This is a genomic window from Paraburkholderia silviterrae, from assembly GCF_004353915.1.
Lineage (GTDB): Bacteria > Pseudomonadota > Gammaproteobacteria > Burkholderiales > Burkholderiaceae > Paraburkholderia > Paraburkholderia silviterrae.
Genome location: NZ_SMRP01000060.1, coordinates 444 through 18579 on the forward strand (window position 1 = coordinate 444; position 18136 = coordinate 18579).

Below are 18136 nucleotides of genomic sequence, written 5' to 3' on the forward strand. Positions count from 1 at the left end.
TGTTCGCCGCCCGCAGACTCTTATCTTGAATGAGCGATTTTTATCCCGATACACGAAAATTCTTAAATTCGGTCAGTTCGGCGCTGCGGGGCGCAACAAGCCGCCAGGAACCCTCCACCCCGTTGACATTGGACAAACCAGACGCCCTCGCGCGCGCTTCGGCTAGAATTGCGCCACGCGCGATGCCCCCATCGCCGCCCGATCCATCCTTGCCGCGCCGCGCGCCCCGTGCGACTGCCGCGCGACATCCGCCCCCGGGGCGCGAGACCACGTATGACAAACACACCCACCGCCACGCCCTTCAGCGCGCTTGCGCTCGCGAGCGCCACGCTCGAGAACCTCACGCGCCTCGGCTATCTCGAGATGACGCCCATCCAGGCCGCCAGCCTGCCAATCGCGCTCGCGGGCCAGGACCTCATCGCCCAGGCCAAGACGGGCAGCGGCAAGACCGCCGCCTTCTCGCTCGCGCTGCTCGCGAAGCTCGATGCGCGCCGCCTCGACGTGCAGGCGATGATCCTCTGCCCCACGCGCGAGCTGGCCGATCAGGTTGCGCAGGAGATCCGCCGTCTCGCGCGCGCCGAAGAGAACGTCAAGGTGCTCACGCTGTGCGGCGGCACGCCGATGAAGCCGCAGACGGCCAGTCTCGAGCACGGCGCGCATATCGTCGTCGGCACGCCGGGCCGCATCATGGATCACCTCGAGCGCGGCAGCCTCTCGCTCGACGCGCTCAATACGCTCGTGCTCGACGAAGCCGACCGCATGCTCGACATGGGCTTCTTCGACGACATCGCCAAGGTGGCGCGGCAATGCCCCAAGGAGCGCCAGACGCTGCTCTTCTCCGCCACCTACCCCGAAGGCATCGCGAAGCTGAGCCAGCAGTTCCTCCGCAATCCTAAGGAAGTGAAGCTAGAAGAGCATCACGACGACAGCAAGATCCGCCAGCGCTTCTACGAGGTGACCGACGATGAGCGCCTGCACGCCGTGGGCATGCTGCTCAATCACTACCGGCCGGTGAGCACGATCGCGTTCTGCAACACCAAGCAGCAATGCCGCGACTTGCTCGACGTGCTGCGCGCACAGGGATTTCATGCGCTTGCGCTGCATGGCGAGCTCGATCAGCGCGAGCGCGACCAGGTGCTGATCCAGTTCGCGAACCGCAGTTGCTCCGTGCTCGTGGCAACCGACGTGGCCGCGCGCGGCCTCGACATTGCGCAGCTCGAAGCGGTGATCAATGTCGACGTCACGCCCGACCCTGAGGTCTACGTGCACCGCATCGGCCGCACCGGGCGCGCGGATCAGGACGGCTGGGCGCTGAGCCTTGCAAGCATGAACGAGATGGGCCGCGTGGGCGGCATCGAGCAGGCGCTCAAGCGCGAAGTCGAATGGCAGCCGCTGGCGCAACTCACGCCCGCCAGCGACACGCCGTTGCTGCCGCCCATGGAAACCGTGCAGATTCTCGGCGGGCGCAAGGAAAAGATCCGCCCCGGCGACGTGCTGGGTGCGCTCACCGGCGAGGCAGGCTTCAGCGGCGCGCAGATCGGCAAGATCAACGTCACGGATTTTTCGACCTACGTGGCCGTGGAGCGCAGCATCGCGCGCAAGGCGGTGAACCGGCTCAACGCCGGCAAGGTGAAGGGCAAGAAGGTGCGCGCGCGCCTGATGGAAGAGTAAGCGGGCAATCAGCGCGCGCGGGACGGCGTGCAACGCGCACTGTTGCCGCCACGCGCGTGCCGCCAGGAATGAACTCACACGGGCTCAGGACGAGCCCGGAACCCGCTCAGGATGCGTTCGCCGGGTGATAGTCGTCCGCGCCCCAGTACGCGCGCATGCTCACGATCTTGCCTTGCGCGTCGAACTCCATTACGTCGGTCACGTCGATATGCGCCGGGCCGTCCGGACCCTCTACATGGACCTTGAACGTAATGGTGGCCGCGTTCGCGTGCGAGCCGCGCGGCGGCGCGATCAGCTCGAGCCGCGCCCCCACCTGGGTGGCATGCCCATAGAACGCGACGATCTCGTCGCGCCCGCGCTTGATGGGCGTACCCACCGGGTCTTCGACCGTGGCGTTGTCGGCGAAGAGCCCGGTCACGCGCGCGGCGTCGCTTGCGTTGAATGCGTCGACGTATTCGCGCAAACACGCCTTCATGTGTGCGGTGTTGTTTGTCATTCGGACTCCTAGCGTGCGGTATAGCCGCCGTCGATGATGAGCTCGGTGCCGGTCACATAGCGGCCCGCGGGCGAGACGAGATAGAGGATGCCCGCCGCGATATCCTGCGGATCGCCGATCTTCGCGAGCGGCACCATCAGCTTCATCTGCCCGAAGATCTGCTCGGGGTCGCCGATCTTCTCGAACGCCTCTTCGAGCATCGGCGTGCGAATGAAGCCCGGATGCACCGAGTTCGCGCGAATCCCCTGCGCGGCGTACAGCATCGCATCGGTTTTCGCCATCAGGCGCACGGCGCCCTTCGAGGCGTGATACGCGGGCACGTCCGGCCCGCCCACAATCCCGTACATCGACGAGACATTCACGATCGCACCGCCGCCCGCCTGCTGCAGGGCGGGAATCGCGTACTTGGTGCAGAGGAACACGCCCGTCACGTTCACGTCCATCACCTGGCGCCATTGCTCGAGCGTGATCTCGTGCGTGGGCACGTTCGCGCCTTCGATGCCCGCATTGTTCACGAGCGCGTCGAGCCGCCCGAAGCGCGCCACGATCTCGCCGAACACGCGCTGCACGTCGGCTTCCTGCGTGACATCGAGGCGCCAGAAATGCGCCTTGCCACCCGCCGCGACGATCTCGGCCGCGAGCGCCTCGCCCTGCGGCAAGACGTCGAGCACCGCGATGGCCGCGCCGGCTGCCGCGAGCGTGCGCGCCGTTTGTGCGCCGATGCCGCGCGCGGCGCCCGTGATCGCGGCCACCTTGCCGCTCATGTCGAAGAGTTGTTGCGTGAGCGCTTGCGTCTGGGTTTGCGTGCCGGTCATGCCGTCTCCTTATCCTGTGTCTTGCTTGTGCGTTCCGCGCGGTCCGCTCCCTTGTCCAGGTCGGCGAGAAAATCCACGCATTCGCGGTTGAAATATTCGCGGTGCTCCACCATCACCCAATGCCCGCAGCGATTCATCAACACGAAGCGCGCGTCCTCGCACTGCTCGAGGAAATGCATCGCGCCGCTCACCGGATTGAAGCGGTCCTGGGTGCCCCAGAAACCCAGCACCGGGCAGCGCAGCTCCACGAGGCGCGCCGTGAGGTTGGGCACGCGCATCGTCGAAAGCACTTCGGGCGGCTGCGTTTCGCACACCTTCAGGCGCTCCTCCACGAGCGCGTCCGTCACGAGGCTGCGATCGTGCACCAGCAGTTCCAGCAGATACCGCATGGTCTGCCGGTTCATCTGACGATTGGTGAAGAGCGACACCATCTTCTGGATGCCTTCCATGCGGAAGTAGGTCTCGCGCTCCTCCACGCCGCCGGGCGCCATCATGATGAGCGCCTTGACGTCATCCGGATAGTCCAGCGCGTACTTCAGCGCGATCGCGCCGCCCAGCGAATTGCCGAGCAGCGTGGCGCGGCCCACGCCCAGCGCGACGAGCTGCTCGCGCAGGGCCTGAACGAAGAAGTCGAGCGTGTATTCGGCGTCGGCGGGCTTGGACGACGCGCCGTAGCCCGGCAGGTCGACCACGATAACGCGGTAGCCGGCCGCCGCGATGGGCGCGTAGTTATGGCGGAAATTGCTGATGCCGCTGGCGCCGGGGCCGCTGCCGTGGATGAACACCACGGGCTCGCCGCTGCCGGCTTCGAAATGATGCAGCCTCAGGCCGCTGGGCACATCGGTGAAAGATCCGATAGTGCCGGCGGGTAAAGCCGTGTTCGGTGTTGCTGTCATGTGTCTTTGTCTCCTGTCCGGGGCAGCGCTGTGCCGCGCCGCGAATCCATCCTTCAAACCGATGATCCGGGGCGCGAACGTGCGCCGCATCGTCTTTTCAGACTAAGAAGCCACTCCACATTTCCCCTACCATCGGCCTCGCCAGCGCGCCGGCATGCACCGGCGCATCCAGGCGCGCATCGGCGCATTCAGGAGACGAGGCTCATGACACCCTTTAATTACAGCGGCAAGACCGTGCTCGTGACGGGCGGCACGCGCGGCATCGGCGCGGCGATCGCGCAAGCATTCCGGCTCGCGGGCGCGACCGTCTACGTCTGCGGACGCAACGTGTCGGCGGACGCGCTCGCCGCATCCGCCGACGCCCACGCAAACGTAAAAGCACACGCAAACGCTGACACAAGCGCAGACACAAACGCAGACACAAGCGCAGCGCCTGCGCTGCGCGCGGTGGCCGCCGACGTGCGCGACATCGACGCCATTGACGCCCTCATCGCGCGCATCGAGGCCGAGACCGGCAGGCTCGACGTGGTCGTGAGCAACGCGGGCGGTGCGCCGTTCGCGCTCGCCGCGCAGGCGTCGCCGCGCTTCACGGAGTCGGTGATCCGGCTGAACCTGATCGCGCCGCTCTGGCTCGCCCAGCGCGCCAACGCGGTGATGCAGCGCCAGGCCGAAGGCGGCGTGCTGCTCTTCGTGGGCAGCGTGAGCGGCCTGCGGCCCTCGCCCGGCACGGCGGCATACGGCGCGGCGAAAGCGGGCGTGATCAACGCCGTGCGCTCGCTCGCCGTCGAATGGGCCCCGAAGGTGCGCGTGGCCGCGGTGAGCCCGAGCCTCGTGCACACCGAAGCGGCCACGGCCGACCACGTGGGCGAAGAGGGCTTGAGCGCGGCGGCGTCCACCGTGCCCGCGGGGCGTCTCGCCACGCCGGCCGACGTGGCCAACGCCTGCCTTTTTCTCGCTTCCGCGCACGCGTCGTACGCGTCGGGCGCGAATCTCGTGCTCGAGGGCGGCGGCGAAGTGCCCGCCTTTCTCTCGGCCACCGAGGCGGGCAAGGCGTTTGGAAGTGCATAGGCACAGATAAACGCACCAGAGCGGGACGAATCGGGGCGCGTTAGCGACGCTGCGCACAACGTCGATCTGGACACTGAGGGGAACCAACTAGTCCGTATTGACGATTCTCGCTGCGCACAAGCGCCCTAACCTCTGTCCACAACAAAGCCCCGGTGCGCGAGACGACCCCGGGCGAGCCAGCGAAGCGCCACGGCCAGGACCCAAGCAGAGCCATCGAAAGAGCCACCAGAAAGCCATCTGAGGAGACACAATGAAAATCGAAACATCGCGTGCGTTAAAACCGATCACCGCCGCCTGCCGGCTCGCCCTTGCAGCCGCGTGCGTGAGCGCCGCGACGAACGCGTGGGCAGGCGACGAAATCGACTTCGGCAACAACACCACGCTCGACTACAACTTCACGATCGGCTACGGGCTCGGCATACGCACGAAGTCACCGAGCGGCAATCTGCTGACTCCGAGCAACATCAACGGCGACGACGGGGACCGCAACTTCAAGGGCGGCAAGTTGATGGAGAACCAGGCCAACATCCTTGGCGAGGTGAACCTCAAGCACGACGACTGGGGTGTCTTCGTGCGAGCCGACGCGTTCTACGATCAGGTCTATCACCGCCCGAACTACAACAACGCGCCGGACACCGTCAATCATTCGGGCACCTACAACCAGTTCACGGGCGACACGAGCTACTGGGCTGGCGCGCGTCCCCAACTGCTGGCGGCCTACGCGTACAACACCTTCCACATCGGCCAGACCAACCTCAACGTGAAGGTGGGCGACCAGGTGGTGGCATGGGGCGAAAGCGTGTTCTTCGCGAACATCGCAGGTGCGCAGGGCCCTGCGGACGCCACCAAGTCATACGTGGCGGGCGCCGAAGTGAAGGACATCCTGCTGCCGGTGCCGCAGATCTCCATGCAGTGGCAGCTCACCCCGCGCTTCAGCCTGATGGGCTACTACCAGTTCGCCTTCGAGCCTAACCAGCTCACCGCGCCGGGCAGCTACTGGAGTTATTCGGACATCGTCGGCCCCGGCTCGCAATACCTTATCGGCCCGGGCGGCATCCAGATTCCGCGCGGCAACGACATCCGTCCCGGCAACGACCAGCAATGGGGCGTCGGCGCGCGCTGGCGCGTGTTCGGCGACACCGAGATCGGCGCCTACTACCTGCACTACAACGACATGAACCCGAGTGTCGTGTTGTCGTACTACCCGACGCTCCAGTACCAGGAGAAGTATTTCGATCACATCAAGCTGACCGGCCTGAGCTTTTCGACCGAAGCCGGCGGCGTGAACATCGCAGGCGAAACCTCGTACCGTCAGGGTGCCGCAGTGCTCGTGAACGCGCCCGCGGGGGCGACCGCCACGCGCGGCGACGTCTGGCAGTCGAACCTTTCGGCCATCTATACGATCGGACCGTCGTTCCTCGCGGCGTCGCAAACCCTCGTTGCCGAAGTCTCATACGTGCACACCGGCAACGTCACGCCCGTGAACGGCACGACCACGCTCGCGAACACACGCAACGCAGCGGCCTTCGAAGTGGCCTGGACGCTCAGCTACAAGAACGTCTTCAACGGCTGGGACCTCGACGTGCCGCTCACCTACTCCGACGACTTCACCGGCACGTCGGCGCTAAACGGCGCGCTTGGCTCGCTCACGGGCGTGGGCGACCACCGCGTGACCGTGGGGGTGGACTTCACGCGGCTTTCGAATCTGAAGCTCTCGCTCGTCTACGCGAAGTTCCTGGGCACGCCTAACCCGACGTTGCGGCCGCTTGCAGACCGCGACTACGTGCTCGCCACCGCTACGTACTCCTTCTGAAGCCACGGCGCCAATCCGTTACCTACCCGATTGGCGCCGGCTTCCGAGGTTTTTGATCTGGCCGTATCTTTACCGCAAGAGGAATGGACATGAGTCGAACCTTTCACCACGCCATGCAAGTCTGCGCACTCGCGGCAGGCGTCGCGCTCGCCGCGGGCACGTTCGCGAAGACGAGCGCCGCCGACATTGCGAAACTCGACAGCACGCTCACGCCGATGGGTGCCGAGCGCGCCGGCAACGCGGACGGCACCATCCCGGCCTGGACCGGCAAGTGGGTGGGTGCGCCTTCGAACGTCAACTACAAACCGGGCGAGCGTTACCCCGACCCGTACGCGAGCGACAAGCCGCTGTTCACGATCACCGCGCAAAACATGGATCAGTACGCGGCGCGGCTGACCGACGGCGAGAAGGCGCTCTTCAAGAAGTACCCGGACACCTTCAAGATCACGGTCTACCCGAGCCATCGCGACTTCGCCTATCCCGAGTCCGTGTACAAGGCGATCAAGGAGTACGCGCCCAACACCGTGATGACGAAGGACCAGAACGGGCTGAAGGACTTCCCGCCCGTGACGCCCTTCCCGGTGCCCAAATCCGGCGTGGAGGCGATGTGGAACCTGCGCTTCGCCTCGGCGGTCGAGTCGGAGAACGCGACCTACGACCAGGGCGTGGTCTACCCGGACGGCAACATCGCGTGGGGCAAGGTTCAGTATTCGATCTATGGGCCGCGCTCGGCGCTTCCATTCGATGCGGCCAACAAGCTCAACGCCAAGAGCTTCTTCCGCCAGACCGTGGTGCTGCCGCTTTCCGACCGTGGCACGATCATTACGGGCTACGAAATGTGGGACCAGGATGGATCGGATACGCGCCGTACGTGGACGTATAACCCCGGCACGCGGCGCGTGCGCCAGTCGCCTGAGTTCGGTTTTGATCAGCCCGAAGGGCCGGGTGGCTTTCGTACCGTGGATGATGACCGCCTGTTCAACGGCTCTGGCGAGCGCTATGACTGGAAGGTCGTTGGCAAGCGCGAGATCTACGTGCCGTATGACAACTATAAGCTGATGGACCCGTCGATCAAGTACACGACGCTGCTTACGAAGGGGCATGAAGATATGCAGTACATGCGCTTCGAGTTGCATCGCGTGTGGGTGCTGCAGGCTACGCTCAAGGCTGGATATCGTCATCAGTATGCCAAGCGGGTGCTGTATCTCGATGAGGATAGCTGGAATGCTGTCGCCGCCGATAACTATGATGCGCGTGGCACGCTGTGGCGTACTAATCTTGCGCCGACGCTTTATGCGTATGACGCGAAGACGTTCTATTCGACGTCGGTGTTCTATCATGACCTGATCTCGGGCGCTTATTACGCCGACCGGTTGTCGAATCAGGAGCCGATGCCCTTGCTCACGCCGACTACCCAGACTAACGAGGCCTATTACTCGCCCGATGCAATTCGGGGTGACGGCGTCTAAATAGTTCCTTTCGCGAGCTTGCCCGTAGGCCTCATGCGCATGCCTGAGCGGCTGCGGGCTTTTTTTTCCTCCCGGGGGGTGAAATTGTGATCGCTATATTGGGACGCTGGGCGCGTGGGCCTTTTTCTGGTTGGCCTTTCCTTGTTTTCATGTCGGTATATTGGTGTTGCCCCTGTGCGGGGCGGCACCTACTTTTCTTTGCAGCCGCAAAGAAAAGTAGGCAAAAGAAAGCGGCTCAAACCGCCAGTGTGACGCAGTCCACCACTAGCCTTATATCGGAGTGGCTCCGGGGCGTCTGTCATCACTCGCCGTCCGCCAGCGTGACAAAGGGCTCATCCATCCGGCGACGCTCCGCGCGCCGTGGGGTTAATCAAAAACATTCGGGGTTTCACGCATTCGCAGGATTCCTGCGTATGTGCTTTGCCGTACCCGGTTTCCCTTGCAGACCGGACCGCACGCGCGTAGCGCGCAGCGGGATGGATGAGTCCTTTGTCACTTACGCGGAGTGTGCGAGATGACGGATGCCCCGGAGCCACTCCGATTGAAGGTTAGTGGTCCACTGCGTCACACTGGCGGTTTGAGCGGCTTTCTTTTGCCTACTTTTCTTTGCCGCTGCAAAGAAAAGTAGGTGCCGCCCCGCACAGGGGTAACACTAATAGACCGACATGAATACAAGGAAAGGCCAACGCACCCAACGCGCGCCCAGCGCCCCAAGAAATTCAGCCCACTGCGGCCAGCAACCAATCCAGCTCTAACATTATGACCGCCACCTCCATGACATCAGCCCAACACGCCGCGCTCGGCGACGCGCTCTACGCGGCCTGGCTCGAACGGATGCCCATCGCGCCGCTCACCACGCGCCTGCCCGAGCTGCCGCTCTCGGACGCCTACCGCATCCAGCAGCACTTCATCGCGCGCCGCGTAGCAGCCGGCGAAGCCGTGGTCGGCAAAAAAATAGGCGTCACCAGCAAGGCCGTGCAAGACATGCTCGACGTCCGCCAGCCCGACTTCGGCATGCTGCTCTCCGGCATGCACTACGAAAGCGGCGCCGCCATTCCCGCCCAAACGCTGATCCAGCCGCGCGCAGAAGGCGAGATTGCCTTCTACCTGCGCCGCGACCTGCGCGGCCCCGGCGTGGACCGCGCCGCCGTGCTCGAGGCCACCGAGGCCGTGGGCGCATGCTTCGAGATCGTCGATTCGCGCATTCGCGACTGGGCAATCCGCATTGGCGACACCGTGGCAGACAACGCCTCCAGCGGCGTCTACGTGCTCGGCCACGAGCGCGTCTCGCCGCACGACGTCGATCTGGCCGCGTGCCACATGCGCATCGAAAAGAATGGCGCCAACGCGGGCGAAGGCGTGGGCGCCGCCGCCCTCGGCCACCCCGCCGACGCCGTGGCATGGCTCGCCAATACGCTCGGCGAGCTCGGCATGCCGCTGCTCGCGGGCGAAGTCGTGCTCTCGGGCGCGCTGGCCGCGCTGATTCCGGTTAGCGCCGGCGACCGGCTCTCGATGCGCATTGAAGGCATTGGCGGCTGCGAAGTCAGCTTCGTCTAAACGGACTGTATATCGTCTGCAATCCGAATCGATGAACTAAAAGCAAAGATCACATCAACAAGGAAAGATCCATGAGCAAGATTCAATGCGCGCTGATCGGCCCCGGCAACATCGGCACCGATCTGCTCTACAAGCTGCGCCGCAGCTCCGTGCTCGAACCCGTCTGGATGGTCGGCGTCGATCCGACCTCCGAAGGGCTCGCGCGTGCCCAGGCACTAGGCCTGAAAACCACAGCCGACGGCATCGACGGCCTGCTGCCGCATCTGGAAGCTGATCAGATCCGCATCGCCTTCGACGCGACCTCGGCCTACGTGCACCGCGAGCACTCCGACAAGCTGACCGCGCGCGGCGTGCGCGTGATCGACCTCACGCCCGCCGCAATCGGCCCGTTCTGCGTGCCGCCCGTGAACCTGGGCGAACATGTCACCGACGCGATGAACGTCAACATGGTTACCTGCGGCGGCCAGGCGACCATCCCCATCGTGCACGCGGTCGCGCGCGTGCAGCCCGTGGCCTACGGCGAGATCGTCGCGACCGTGTCCTCGCGCTCGGTCGGCCCCGGCACGCGCAAGAACATCGACGAATTCACGCGCACCACGGCGCGCGCCATCGAAAGCGTGGGCGGTGCGAAGCGCGGCAAGGCGATCATCGTCATCAATCCGGCCGAGCCGCCGCTCATCATGCGCGACACGATCCACTGCCTCACTGAGGACGAGCCCAATGTCGAGGCCATCACCGCCTCGGTGCACAAGATGGTGGAGGAAGTGCGCCGCTACGTGCCGGGCTATACGCTCAAGAACGGGCCGGTGTTCGACGGCAAGCGCGTCTCCGTGTTCATGGAAGTGGCCGGCCTTGGCGACTACCTGCCGCGCTACGCCGGCAATCTCGACATCATGACGGCCGCCGCCGCCCGCACCGGCGAAGTGTTCGCCGAGCAGATGCTGGCCGCCGCAGCCGCCTGAAACCGACACGACAGGAGTCACGATGCAAACCGCAAATCCAGAAACAAGCGCAAACGCTAGCGCAACGCCGCGACACCCGCTCGCGGGCACCCGCATCACCGTGCACGACATGACGCTGCGCGACGGCATGCACCCCAAGCGCCACCAGATTTCGCTGGACCAGATGCGCAGCATCGCACGCGGGCTCGACGCCGCCGGCGTGCCGCTCATCGAAGTCACGCACGGCGACGGCCTCGGTGGCGCGTCGGTCAACTACGGCTTTCCCGCGCATAGCGACGAGGCCTATCTCGAAGCCGTGATTGGCGAGTTGAAGCAGGCCAAGGTCTCGGCGCTGCTGCTGCCCGGGATCGGCACCGTCGACCATCTGCGCATGGCGCACGGGCTCGGCGTGAACACGATCCGCGTGGCCACGCATTGCACGGAAGCCGACGTCTCGGGCCAGCATATCGGCCTCGCGCGCGAGCTCGGCATGGACACCGTAGGATTCCTGATGATGGCGCACATGGCGCCGCCGGAGCTGCTGGTCGAGCAGGCGAAGCTCATGGAGTCGTACGGCGCGAACTGCATCTACATCACCGACTCCGCGGGCTATATGCTGCCGCATGACGTGACCGCGCGCCTGAAGCCCGTGCGCGAGGCGCTGCGCCCCGAGACCGAGCTGGGCTTTCACGGCCACCACAATCTCGCCATGGGCATTGCGAACTCGCTCGCGGCCATCGAGGCGGGCGCGCGCCGTATCGACGCCGCGGCGGCTGGGCTCGGCGCGGGCGCGGGCAACACGCCCATGGAGGTGTTCGTGGCCGTGTGCGAGCGCATGGGCATCGAGACGGGCGTGGACGTATTCGCAATCTCCGACGTGGCCGAAGACCTCGTGCTGCCGATCATGGACGCGCCCATCCGCATCGACCGCGACGCGCTGACGCTCGGCTATGCAGGCGTCTATTCGTCGTTCCTGCTGTTCGCCAAGCGCGCCGAAGCGAAATACGGCGTACCCGCGCGCGACATCCTCGTGGAGCTGGGCCGCCAGCGCCTCGTGGGCGGCCAGGAAGACATGATCGAAGACACGGCGATCAATTTCGCGCGTGCACGCGGGCTGAGTGTGGCGGCGTGAGATTTGTTCGCTGAGCGCTGCGCCGTATTTGCGTTCGCGCAGTAGTACGAGAGCGCGCGCCGTTGCAAGACGGCGCGCGCTTTGTGCTTGCTGTATTCTTCTCGATCTTCTCCCACTCCCCCTTGTCCATGCAACAGCCTCCCCGCTCTCCTCGCCGCCGCAACGCGCTGTGCCGCGCGGCGCGCATCGCCGGTGTATCGCTCGCCACGAGCGTGATCGCTCATGCCGCGACGGCCCAAACCTCGACGCCCGCGCAAAGCGAATCCGCACCTGCCATCGGCGCCATTGCCATGGCCCAGCCCGACACCGACCGCCTGATCCCCATGGACCACGTGCAGAACCTGCGCGACCTGGGCGGCCTCATTGGCGCCGATGGCCGGCGCGTCGCGCCGCATCGCCTCTATCGCAGCGGCAACCCCGCGCTCGGCACGCCCGCCGACTTCACGCGTCTCGAAGCGTTGCATCTGGACGATGTGGTCGACTTTCGCGCCGCCAGCGAAAAGACGCCCGCCGAAGCCGCCTTCGGCGCACGCTTTCCCTGGGTGGCCGACCCGGTGCTCGCAGGCGATCTCTCGCCCGCGGCCATCGTGCCGATGCTCAAGCGCTCGACGCCCGAGCAGATGCACCGCTTCATGGTCGACCTCTACCGCCAGTTTCCCCAGGATTACCAGGCGCAATTCGCCCGCTTCCTGAAGCTCGCCGAGGCGGACAAGACGCTGCTTTATCACTGCACGGCAGGCAAGGACCGGACCGGCTTCGCGACGGTGTTGCTGCTTTCGGCGCTGGGCGTGGAGCGCGCGGCGGTCATCGCGAACTATCTGGAGTCGAACCGGTATAACGCGGCGGGCAATGCACGGGCGTTGGAGCAACTGCAGAAAATTGGCGTGGCGCCGGAGGTGCTGCAACCGCTGCTCAACGTCGATCCCGATTACATCGGCGCCGCGATGGCGGTGATCGATGAGCGCTATGGCGGCATGCAGCACTATCTCACCGATGTGCTGCACGTGGATGTAGAAAAAATCCGCCGCAACTATCTTGTAGCCGGGGCGGATTAGAAGGATTGATAGCGGGCCGGTCGCGCGATACGCAACCGGCCCCGCCGGCCTCGTCACGCGAGCCGGCGCGGGACGATCACTGCCCCGAAGTCTGACGCGCCATCGCCACGATGTCGCGCTCGCTAATCTTGCGAATGACCTTTTCCTCGGCGGCGAGATCGAGCGAGCGGCTCAACACATAGTAAGTTGCACCCGCAACGATCAGCCCAACGAGCCACGCAAGGTCAATACCGCTCATCAGATGCGCGAAGTGGCCGACAAAGATCTCCTTGCCCGACTCGTTGTCCACGATGGAGAAGAACGGAATCATCGCGGCGAAGCCAATCAGATAGGCAACAATCCCGCGCGCCTGCCACGCACCGTAGATGCCGTCCGGCGTGAAGAAGTGCGTGATCGCATAGCGGCCCTTGCGCACGAAGAAATAATCGACCAGATTCACTGCCGTCCAGGGCACGAGGAAGTACAGCATCAGCACGAGGAACGTGTTGAGCAGCGCCACGCCGTTACCCGGGATCGAGAGCGTGCACACGAGCACAATCGCGCTGATCGCGAGAACCGCGCCAACACGCGCGCGGCGCGTCGGCTGGATCTTGCGGAACGAGTCCACGCCGGTCAGGAGCGTCAGCATCGCGCTATACGTGTTCAGCGCGATGATCGGCAGGAAGCCCGCCACCGACACCACCACGAGAATGCTGCCGCAGCCCGGGAACAGCTTCGCGCCCACCTGGTTCAGCGCGACGAGCGCGTCGGTGGCCTGCAGTTGCTGCGCGAGCCATGCGCCAAGGCCGATCATCCACGCGCCCGAGAGCGACGCACCCAGGAAGATCGCCGAGATCAGCTTCGTACGGCTCGTGTGCCTGGGCAGATAGCGCGAGTAGTCGGACACATAGGGCGCATAGGAAATGTTGTAGCTCGCGCCGATGGCGAACTGCGTGATGAACGCGACCCAGTTGAAGCCGAGATGCGCGCTCGCCGCATTGGCCGCAATCGCGGCGCTGGCGCCGCCCTTGCCCGCGCCAAAGATCAGCGCGAGCGTGACAAGCGCGTAGAGCGGCAGCGTCACGATCAGCGCCCACTTGAACGCCTTGTGCATGAGATCGTGGCCGAAGATCGCCAGCAGCCCGCCCGCGACCGCCGCGACGATGGCCACCAGCGCCGGGCTCAGGCCGAACACGTTTTTCAGCCCGCTCATGATGAGCGTGACGTTCACGACGTTAAAGCCGACGAATACGAACAGCGTCGCGAGCAGCGCGAGCGCCACGCCGCGATAGCCGAACTGCGCGCGCGACTGGATCATCTGCGGCAGGCCCATCTCCGGGCCCTGGGAGCCGTGGAACGCCATGAAGATGGTGCCGAACATGATGCCGAGCGCGCCGCCCAGCGTCGTCCAGCCGGCCGAGAGCCCCATGCTCGGGCCGACGAAGCCGATCGAGATGGTGAAGAAGTGGAAATTGCCGAGGAACCAGAACGGGCCCTGGCTGCTGAGCTTCGCGTGACGCTCGCTTTCGGGAATGTAGTCGATCGAATGGTTTTCGATTTCGAGGCCCGCATCGCCGGCCGCCGCGTGTGCGGCATGCTCATGTGCTGTCATACAACAAGTCTCCTGATTGTCCTGCTCTTCGACTGCTATTTTGCTGCGTCTCTTCCTGTGCTCTTCCTGCGAGGCGGCGGCGCGCGGGCCATGCTGCCCGCTCACGCCGCCTGCGCCAAGGGTGGCGCCGCTTCGCGTTGCGCTCAGCTGCGGCGCTTCACGCCCGGCAGCACGCAGAGCATTTCGAACGTGAGGTTCGCGCCCAGCAGCGCCGTGGTGCCGAACGGGTCATACGGCGGCGCGACTTCCACGAGATCCGCGCCGACGATGTCGACACCCCAGGTGCCGCGAATGATCTCGAGTGCTTGCGGCACGGTCAGGCCCGCAATCTCGGGCGTGCCGGTGCCGGGCGCGTAGGCCGGGTCGATCCCGTCGATATCGAAGCTCAGGTAGACCGGGCCGCCCTGCACGCGCGCGCGCACTTCTTCCATCAGCGGCTCGAGCGAGCGGTTCCAGCATTCCTCGGCCTGCACGACCTTGAAGCCCTGCTGGCGGCACCAGTCGAAGTCCTCGGCCTCGTAGCCCGTGCCGCGCAGACCGATCTGCACGACGCGGTTGCAATCGAGCAGCCCTTCTTCAACGGCGCGGCGAAACGGCGTGCCATGCGCGATTTTCTCGCCGAACATCGTGTCGTTGACGTCGGCGTGCGCGTCCACGTGGATCAGGCCCACGGGGCCGTACTTGCGGTGGATCGCGCGCAGGATCGGCAGCGTGATCGTGTGGTCGCCGCCCATCGAAATGGGGCGGCAACCGTGCTCGAGGATTGCGTCGTAGGCGTGTTCGATGCGCGTGATCGAATCGGCGAGATTGTAGGGGTTCGTCGCCACGTCGCCGATATCGGCCACTTGCAGCGAGTCGAACGGCGCCGCGCGCGTTGCCATGTTATAGGGACGCAGCAGCACGGATTCGGAGCGGATCTGGCGCGGGCCGAAGCGCGCGCCAGTGCGGTTCGAAGTGCCCAGATCGAACGGCACGCCCACGAAGCAGGCGTCGAGGCCCTTGGCGCTTTCGACCTGCGGCAGGCGCATCATCGTGGCGATACCGCCGCAGCGGGGCATGACGTTGCCACCCAGCGGTTGAAAATTCGGTTGGAAGAAATTGTCAGACATATCCGTGCTCCACGTTCTCATTCATTCCGCCGTATCATGCGAATCGGCTACAGGCGCAGTTTTAAGCATCCGTCAAGCAAAGATAAATAACGAATCCACACTGTTTACATTGGTATATTGCTATGTATCGATGAATCCACCGGAGAACCCATGCTCGGCAGCCTGACCGACCTCGACCTGCGCCTGTTGCGCGTCTTCGTGGCCGTAGTGGAAGCCGGCGGCGTGAGCGTCGCGCAAACGACGCTCAACGTCAGCCAGCCCACCATCAGCGCGCAGCTCTCGACGCTCGAGACACGCCTTGGCTACCGGCTGTGCGAGCGCGGGCGCAGCGGCTTTCGTCTGACTGAAAAGGGCGAGCGCATGTACGAGCTCGCGACCACGCTGCTCGCGGCCGCCGAGGAGTTCGCGCTCAAGGCGCGGCACCTCGATCGCAAGCTCGTGGGGACATTGGGGATTGGCCTGATCGGCCACACGCCGATCAGCCAGAATGCGCGCATCAGCGAGGCGATCGCGTCATTCAAGAGGCGTGACGAAGCGGTGCGTTTCTCGATTTCCGTGAAGTCGCCGGGCGAGCTCGAAGAGCAGCTGCTCAACGGGGACATTCAGATTGCCGTGGGCTATTTCTGGCATCGCGTGCCGACGCTCGAATACACGCCGCTCTTTGTCGAGCGGCAGATCGCCTATTGCGGGCGCGGCCATCCGCTGTTCAAGCGGGCGGGCAAGCTCGCCCCCGCCGAAGTGGCCGATCACGAATGGGTGTGGCGCACCTACCCGACGCCGGAGGCCCAGCATTCGACCACGGCGAACAAGGTGACCGCCCAGGCCGACAACATGGAGGCGGTATCGCTCCTGATCCTGTCCGGCCATCATCTGGGCTACCTGCCGCAGCAGTTCGCGGCGCCGCATGTGCGGCGCGGGCTACTGGCGGCACTGAACCCCAAGGAACTCACCTACGAGGTGACGTTTCACATGGTCACGCAAAAGCGCAGCAGCCACGACCCGATCGTGCAGGCGTTTCTGGAGGATTTGCGCAACGCGCATCCGCAAGAGGCGGCCGACGAGTCGTGACGACTCGTTGCGCTGGCAACTTCATGATCAGGCGACCGCGATTGCCTGACCCTGCTCGCGCGGCAAGCGCGGCTCGCGCCGCGCCGCCTGCCGCGCTTCTCACATCGCTCAGCCTTCGAACACGTGATGCAGCGGCGGCACCGAGCCGCCCTCGTTCACCTTGATCTCGAACACCTTGCGCGCGCGGGTAGCGGGCCGCACATCGGCGACATCGAGATAAAACTGGTTGTACCAGTCGCGCATCTGATAGAGCGGGCCGTCGCCTTCGCAGAGCAGCGGATTGTCGATGCGGGTCTTGCTGTCCCAGATCGCCACGTCCTCATAGAAAGCCGCCTGCGCCTGAGCCACATAGGCGCGTGCGATCTCCATGTTCTGCTCCTCGGAGAGACCCGGGATCTTCTTGACGATCACGCCATAGCGCAGCTCGAAGCTGTTCATGTCGATGGGCACATGGCAGTTCAGCAGGATCGAGTTGATCGGGTGGCCGCCGCTTGTCCCCGACATCTCCGTGATGTGATACGCCGGGCCGAAGTAGGTGGAGAGCGCGATCAGCTCGTCGTTGCCGAGCCGCGCGCTGCGGCCCACCAGCAACTGCGTAGCCTTGTGCTCTTCGAACAGATTCGCGAAGTAGTCCACCGGCGCGCCGTGCACGGTCGCGAAGTGCGCCATGTCCGAGATGTTGTCCACCAACTCGCGGCAGTTCGTGCCGATCACCATTTTGTCGACGACCCAGTCGGACCACTCATCCGACTCGCAGGCCGCGATCGGCGGAATCGCCACGCTCTCGGGCGGCTCGGCGCCCTCGGGGTCGTGCCAGACGAAGAGCAGCTTGTTTTGCACGCAAGTGCGCCATGCGCCGATCTTTGCTTTGGGTGGAATGCGCTTGCAGTAGGGAATGGATTGGCAATGGCCTTCGCCGTCCCACTGCCAGCCGTGGAATGGGCACACCAGTGTGTCGCCTTCCACGCGGCCCGTCGAGAGGTCGGCGCCCATGTGCGGGCAGTAGCCGTCCACCACGTGAATCTGGCCCGCCGAATCGGCGAAGGCGGCAAGGCGCCGGCCGAATACATTCAGCGTGTGCGGCTTGCCGTCCTGATAGTCGCTCGCGAGGCCGAGGCAATGCCAGCCACGGGCATAGCGCTGGGTGAGCGGCTGCGCTTCGATCTTGTATGGACGTGCGGACATTGAAGTTCTCCTTCTATCATTTGTGCCGGGGCGGTGCGCCGTGCGGCTTGGGCTTTGTTTGGTTCGGGATGCTTATGGGGGTGCCCCCCATTCGTTCTTTTAGAGCGCTTTTTAGCTTTCCGTTCCTAAGTTTTTTTCGCGGGTTATTGCGAATTGGCCTTAACTTGTTTTCGTGGCGGTCTATTAGCGTTGCCCCTGTGCGGGGCGGCACCTGTAGTGGTCAAGCCTCTTTGGACACCCACAAAGGGGGTTTTTCAATAAATCGATCTT

At 64.7% G+C, this 18136-nt stretch carries 15 protein-coding genes; 9 read left to right on the forward strand and 6 right to left on the reverse strand.

The features are described 5' to 3' along the window. Positions 1-273: 273 nt before the first annotated feature. Positions 274-1671 carry an ATP-dependent RNA helicase DbpA gene (dbpA, locus tag EYW47_RS40065; RefSeq protein WP_133200324.1) on the forward strand — a complete coding sequence of 466 codons (1398 nt, stop codon included), beginning with the start codon at positions 274-276 and terminating at the stop codon, positions 1669-1671. 106 nt (positions 1672-1777) lie between these two features. Here dbpA and EYW47_RS40070 read toward each other — a convergent pair whose 3' ends face one another. The 3 genes from EYW47_RS40070 to EYW47_RS40080 are packed head-to-tail and all read right to left on the reverse strand — an operon-like array spanning position 1778 to position 3878. Beyond that, positions 1778-2167: a nuclear transport factor 2 family protein gene (locus tag EYW47_RS40070; RefSeq protein WP_240764135.1), complete on the reverse strand. Its 390-nt coding sequence runs from the start codon at positions 2165-2167 to the stop codon at positions 1778-1780. 8 nt (positions 2168-2175) lie between these two features. Continuing rightward, on the reverse strand, positions 2176-2982 hold the full coding sequence (locus EYW47_RS40075) for an SDR family NAD(P)-dependent oxidoreductase (RefSeq protein ID WP_133200325.1): 807 nt from the start codon (positions 2980-2982) through the stop codon (positions 2176-2178). Next, a complete protein-coding gene (locus tag EYW47_RS40080; RefSeq protein ID WP_133200326.1) occupies positions 2979-3878 on the reverse strand; it encodes an alpha/beta fold hydrolase in 900 nt (299 codons plus the stop codon). Before EYW47_RS40080 ends, EYW47_RS40075 begins: the two co-directional genes overlap by 4 nt. Positions 3879-4082: 204 nt before the next feature. Between EYW47_RS40080 and EYW47_RS40085 the strand changes: the two genes are divergently transcribed. From EYW47_RS40085 to EYW47_RS40115, 7 genes are all read left to right on the forward strand, one after another. Continuing rightward, positions 4083-4946 (forward strand): SDR family oxidoreductase, encoded by an 864-nt coding sequence (locus EYW47_RS40085; RefSeq protein WP_133200327.1) that lies wholly within the window; start codon positions 4083-4085, stop codon positions 4944-4946. A 250-nt stretch (positions 4947-5196) separates the two neighbouring features. Further along, positions 5197-6759 carry a DUF1302 domain-containing protein gene (locus EYW47_RS40090; RefSeq protein WP_133200328.1) on the forward strand — a complete coding sequence of 521 codons (1563 nt, stop codon included), beginning with the start codon at positions 5197-5199 and terminating at the stop codon, positions 6757-6759. An 89-nt stretch (positions 6760-6848) separates the two neighbouring features. Next, positions 6849-8228, forward strand: coding sequence for a DUF1329 domain-containing protein (locus EYW47_RS40095; RefSeq protein ID WP_133200329.1), 1380 nt, complete (start codon positions 6849-6851; stop codon positions 8226-8228). A gap of 774 nt (positions 8229-9002) precedes the next feature. After that, positions 9003-9785, forward strand: coding sequence for a 2-oxopent-4-enoate hydratase (gene dmpE, locus EYW47_RS40100; RefSeq protein ID WP_133200330.1), 783 nt, complete (start codon positions 9003-9005; stop codon positions 9783-9785). A gap of 71 nt (positions 9786-9856) precedes the next feature. Further along, positions 9857-10747, forward strand: a complete 891-nt coding sequence (locus EYW47_RS40105; protein WP_133200331.1) for an acetaldehyde dehydrogenase (acetylating) — start codon at positions 9857-9859, stop codon at positions 10745-10747. A gap of 22 nt (positions 10748-10769) precedes the next feature. After that, positions 10770-11858 carry a 4-hydroxy-2-oxovalerate aldolase gene (gene dmpG / locus EYW47_RS40110; RefSeq protein WP_133200332.1) on the forward strand — a complete coding sequence of 363 codons (1089 nt, stop codon included), beginning with the start codon at positions 10770-10772 and terminating at the stop codon, positions 11856-11858. Positions 11859-11986: 128 nt separating this feature from the next. Further along, the gene (locus EYW47_RS40115) at positions 11987-12913 is read left to right on the forward strand and encodes a tyrosine-protein phosphatase (RefSeq protein ID WP_240764136.1); all 927 of its coding nucleotides are present in this window, start codon (positions 11987-11989) and stop codon (positions 12911-12913) included. Positions 12914-12989: 76 nt separating this feature from the next. Here EYW47_RS40115 and EYW47_RS40120 read toward each other — a convergent pair whose 3' ends face one another. Together EYW47_RS40120 and speB are read right to left on the reverse strand one after the other, a co-directional pair. Next, entirely contained in the window at positions 12990-14504 is a 1515-nt protein-coding gene (locus tag EYW47_RS40120; protein ID WP_133200333.1) for a purine-cytosine permease family protein, read from the reverse strand. A 143-nt stretch (positions 14505-14647) separates the two neighbouring features. Then, on the reverse strand, positions 14648-15613 hold the full coding sequence (gene speB / locus EYW47_RS40125; RefSeq protein ID WP_133200334.1) for an agmatinase: 966 nt from the start codon (positions 15611-15613) through the stop codon (positions 14648-14650). Between the two features lie 150 nt (positions 15614-15763). Here speB and EYW47_RS40130 point away from each other — a divergent pair, with 150 nt between their 5' ends. Further along, entirely contained in the window at positions 15764-16681 is a 918-nt protein-coding gene (locus tag EYW47_RS40130) for a LysR family transcriptional regulator (RefSeq protein ID WP_133200335.1), read from the forward strand. A 108-nt stretch (positions 16682-16789) separates the two neighbouring features. Here EYW47_RS40130 and EYW47_RS40135 read toward each other — a convergent pair whose 3' ends face one another. Continuing rightward, the gene (locus EYW47_RS40135) at positions 16790-17866 is read right to left on the reverse strand and encodes a 3-ketosteroid-9-alpha-monooxygenase, oxygenase component (RefSeq protein ID WP_133200336.1); all 1077 of its coding nucleotides are present in this window, start codon (positions 17864-17866) and stop codon (positions 16790-16792) included. Positions 17867-18136 lie beyond the last annotated feature (270 nt).

Excerpts from the sequence above, each read along its gene's own strand:
- dbpA (WP_133200324.1), top strand. The coding sequence starts at position 274 with ATGACAAACACACCCACCGCCACGCCCTTCAGCGCGCTTGCGCTCGCG.
- EYW47_RS40070 (WP_240764135.1), bottom strand. The coding sequence starts at position 2,167 with ATGACAAACAACACCGCACACATGAAGGCGTGTTTGCGCGAATACGTC.
- EYW47_RS40075 (WP_133200325.1), bottom strand. The coding sequence starts at position 2,982 with ATGACCGGCACGCAAACCCAGACGCAAGCGCTCACGCAACAACTCTTC.
- EYW47_RS40080 (WP_133200326.1), bottom strand. The coding sequence starts at position 3,878 with ATGACAGCAACACCGAACACGGCTTTACCCGCCGGCACTATCGGATCT.
- EYW47_RS40085 (WP_133200327.1), top strand. The coding sequence starts at position 4,083 with ATGACACCCTTTAATTACAGCGGCAAGACCGTGCTCGTGACGGGCGGC.
- EYW47_RS40090 (WP_133200328.1), top strand. The coding sequence starts at position 5,197 with ATGAAAATCGAAACATCGCGTGCGTTAAAACCGATCACCGCCGCCTGC.
- EYW47_RS40095 (WP_133200329.1), top strand. The coding sequence starts at position 6,849 with ATGAGTCGAACCTTTCACCACGCCATGCAAGTCTGCGCACTCGCGGCA.
- dmpE (WP_133200330.1), top strand. The coding sequence starts at position 9,003 with ATGACATCAGCCCAACACGCCGCGCTCGGCGACGCGCTCTACGCGGCC.
- EYW47_RS40105 (WP_133200331.1), top strand. The coding sequence starts at position 9,857 with ATGAGCAAGATTCAATGCGCGCTGATCGGCCCCGGCAACATCGGCACC.
- dmpG (WP_133200332.1), top strand. The coding sequence starts at position 10,770 with ATGCAAACCGCAAATCCAGAAACAAGCGCAAACGCTAGCGCAACGCCG.
- EYW47_RS40115 (WP_240764136.1), top strand. The coding sequence starts at position 11,987 with ATGCAACAGCCTCCCCGCTCTCCTCGCCGCCGCAACGCGCTGTGCCGC.
- EYW47_RS40120 (WP_133200333.1), bottom strand. The coding sequence starts at position 14,504 with ATGACAGCACATGAGCATGCCGCACACGCGGCGGCCGGCGATGCGGGC.
- speB (WP_133200334.1), bottom strand. The coding sequence starts at position 15,613 with ATGTCTGACAATTTCTTCCAACCGAATTTTCAACCGCTGGGTGGCAAC.
- EYW47_RS40130 (WP_133200335.1), top strand. The coding sequence starts at position 15,764 with ATGCTCGGCAGCCTGACCGACCTCGACCTGCGCCTGTTGCGCGTCTTC.
- EYW47_RS40135 (WP_133200336.1), bottom strand. The coding sequence starts at position 17,866 with ATGTCCGCACGTCCATACAAGATCGAAGCGCAGCCGCTCACCCAGCGC.